Origin of the sequence: Pseudomonas sp. HMWF006 (assembly GCF_003061205.1) — a bacterium.
Classification (GTDB): Bacteria; Pseudomonadota; Gammaproteobacteria; order Pseudomonadales; family Pseudomonadaceae; genus Aquipseudomonas; species Aquipseudomonas monsensis.
On record NZ_QAIU01000183.1, the window covers coordinates 1 to 2,758 of the forward strand.

Annotated in this window: 3 protein-coding genes; 1 reads left to right on the top strand and 2 read right to left on the bottom strand. The window is 57.6% G+C overall.

What is annotated here, in order from left to right; genetic code table 11:
• Window positions 1–578 (bottom strand): arginine deiminase family protein (locus DBR24_RS07190; RefSeq protein ID WP_256591319.1); only part of this gene is annotated, 578 nt, incomplete at its 3' end.
• 34 nt (window positions 579–612) lie between these two features.
• Window positions 613–2,040 (bottom strand): arginine-ornithine antiporter, encoded by a 1,428-nt coding sequence (gene arcD, locus DBR24_RS07195; RefSeq protein WP_128614332.1) that lies wholly within the window; start codon window positions 2,038–2,040, stop codon window positions 613–615.
• A gap of 591 nt (window positions 2,041–2,631) precedes the next feature.
• On the opposite strand from arcD, the gene DBR24_RS31665 reads away from it, so the two are divergent.
• Window positions 2,632–2,758: hypothetical protein (locus DBR24_RS31665; RefSeq protein WP_256591320.1), on the top strand; the 127-nt coding region annotated here is incomplete at its 3' end.

The window sequence follows — 2,758 nt, forward strand, 5'->3', positions numbered from 1 at the left end:
GTGGCCAGCAGGGTTTCCTGACGGCGCGCCGGCCAATACATCGGGTTCAGCGTCACGCCGCCGTAGATCCAGCAGGTGGTGTCGCGGGTGAACTGGGTGTTCGGCAGCGGCGGCAGAATGAAGCTGGAGTGGCCGAGGAAGTCGCGGAACATCTGGATGGTCTTGCCACCGAAGCTGTCTGGCAGATCATCGGCCGACACGCCACCGATCAGGAACTCGGCGATGTGCCGTGGCTCAAGGCTTTTCAGCCAGGATTTGACTTCGCTGATCAGGCCCAGGCCCACCGAGTCGGCGGTGACCTTGCGGTCGAGAATCCAGTCCAGCGCTTCAGGGATGGCGACGATGTCGGTCAGCAGGTTGTGCATTTCCAGCACGTCGATCCCGCGTTCACGCATCTTGGTCACGAAGTCGAAGTGGTCGCGCTTGGCCTGGGCGACCCACAGCACGTCGTCGAACAGCAGTTCATCGCAGTTGTTCGGGGTCAGCCGCTGGTGGGCCAGACCTGGGGAGCAAACCATGACTTTGCGCAGTTTGCCGGCTTCGGAATGGACGCCGTACTTAACTTTTTCCGTGGTCATTGCAGTGATCCTCCAGAGATAAAATTTTGGGCAATTACAGAGTCAGGAAGCCGTCGTAGAGACCGTAGGCAGCCACCAGGGCACCGACGACCACCGCGGCGAAAATCAGCTTCTCGACGTTGGTGAAAACCGCTTGTTTGAGTTCGAGCTTGGCCTTGGCGAACAGGATCGCGCCGGGGGCATACAGCAGGGCCGAGAGCAGCAGGTACTTGACGCCGCCGGCGTACAGCAGCCAGACCGCGTAGATCAGGGCGATGCCGCCGATGATCAGGTCCTTGCGCCGCTCGGCCGCGAAGCCTTCGTAGGTTTCGCCACGCACCGCGATCAGCAGGGCGTAGGCCGCCGACCACAGGTACGGCACCAGAATCATCGAGGTGGCGAGGTAGATCAGCGACAGGTAAGTGCTGGCCGAGAACAGAGTGATGATCAGGAAAATCTGCACCATCGCATTGGTCAGCCACAGGGCGTTGACCGGTACGTGGTTAGCGTTTTCCTTACGCAGGAACTCCGGCATGGTGTGGTCTTTGGCGGCGGCGAACATGATCTCCGCGCACAGCAGCACCCACGACAGCAGCGCCCCCAGCAGCGAGATGATCAGCCCGACGCTGATCAGCACCGCGCCCCAGTGACCGACCACGTGCTCGAGCACGGCGGCCATCGACGGGTTCTGCAACTTGGCCAGTTCTGGCTGAGTCATGATGCCCAGCGACAGCACGTTCACCAGCACCAGGAACAGCAGCACGGTGATGAAGCCGATTACAGTGGCCTTACCCACGTCGGAGCGTTTTTCCGCACGCGCCGAGAAGATGCTCGCGCCCTCGATGCCGATGAACACCCACACGGTGACCAGCATCATGTTGCGCACCTGGTTCATCACGCTGCCCAGGTCGGGGTTTTTCAGGCCCCAGATGTCAGCGGTGAAGATGTCCAGTTTGAACGCGAAGACCGCGATCAGGACGAACAGCAGCAGCGGCACGACTTTGGCGACGGTGGTCACCAGGTTGATGAACGCCGCCTCCTTGATCCCGCGCAACACCAGAAAGTGCACAGCCCACAGCAGCACCGAGGCGCCGATCACCGCAGCAACGGTGTTGCCCTCGCCGAAGACCGGAAAGAAATACCCGAGGGTGCTGAACAGCAGAACAAAGTAACCGACGTTGCCCAGCCAGGCACTGATCCAGTAACCCCAGGCGGACGAGAAACCCATGTAATCGCCAAATCCGGCCTTGGCGTAGGCGTAGACGCCGCCGTCCAGGTCAGGTTTGCGATTGGCGAGGGTCTGAAAGACAAAAGCGAGGGTGAGCATGCCGACTGCGGTGATGGCCCATCCGATCAGGACCGCGCCGACGTCGGCGCTGGCGGCCATGTTTTGTGGTAACGAAAATATCCCGCCACCGATCATTGAACCGACTACCAATGCAACGAGTGCACCGAGTCGTAGTTTTCCGGGAGCTTCAGACATTGCATAACTCCATTGCAGGAGAGAAGAGTTCACAGCGTAGTGCTGTTATCTGTACAAACAGCTGACTTGGATCAGTTCATGGTCACATTCCATTGTTAATGAATGACTTATGAAAAGACTGGTGGCATAAAGCTGCTGCCTGAAGAGCCCTGTTCCAGAGGCTTTCGGCAGATGTGGTTGGGAATTTCTCCTATTACTTTCGAATTATCACGCTAGTTGCTTTTCAGCTTTTGGCAAATTTTTGGCATCTGTTTTCAATACAGAATCGATTAATCAGGATTGGTGCACAAAACGGATTAACCGTGTTATGCGTTAGCGTTGTTGGCTATATATAAAAGGCGTTAATTGGCGTTATTCAATAAACGTACTTACGCTTATCCGTTTAGTTAATACCCAGAAATAGACACACCTTGTGGCGAGGGGATTTATCCCCGATGGGTGGCGTAGCCGCCCCAGATCCATTCAGCGCGGTGCATCAGGCAGAACGAGTTCTCAGGTTTTGGGGCGGCTTCGCCACCCATCGGGGATAAATCCCCTCGCCACAGGTATAAACAGGTTTCGAGAACCTTTGTCAGGAAGAGGGAGACTGGAATGTCGCAACCGACGCAAAAGCTGCGACTGGGGGCGTTGATCGCCTTGGTAGTGGGTTCGATGATTGGCGGGGGGATTTTTTCCCTGCCGCAGAACATGGCGGCCCGCGCCGATGCCGGGGCGATCC

What these genes read in the sequence shown, in the direction of transcription:
- arcD (WP_128614332.1), bottom strand. Translation starts at nt 2,040, where the DNA reads ATGTCTGAAGCTCCCGGAAAACTACGACTCGGTGCACTCGTTGCATTG.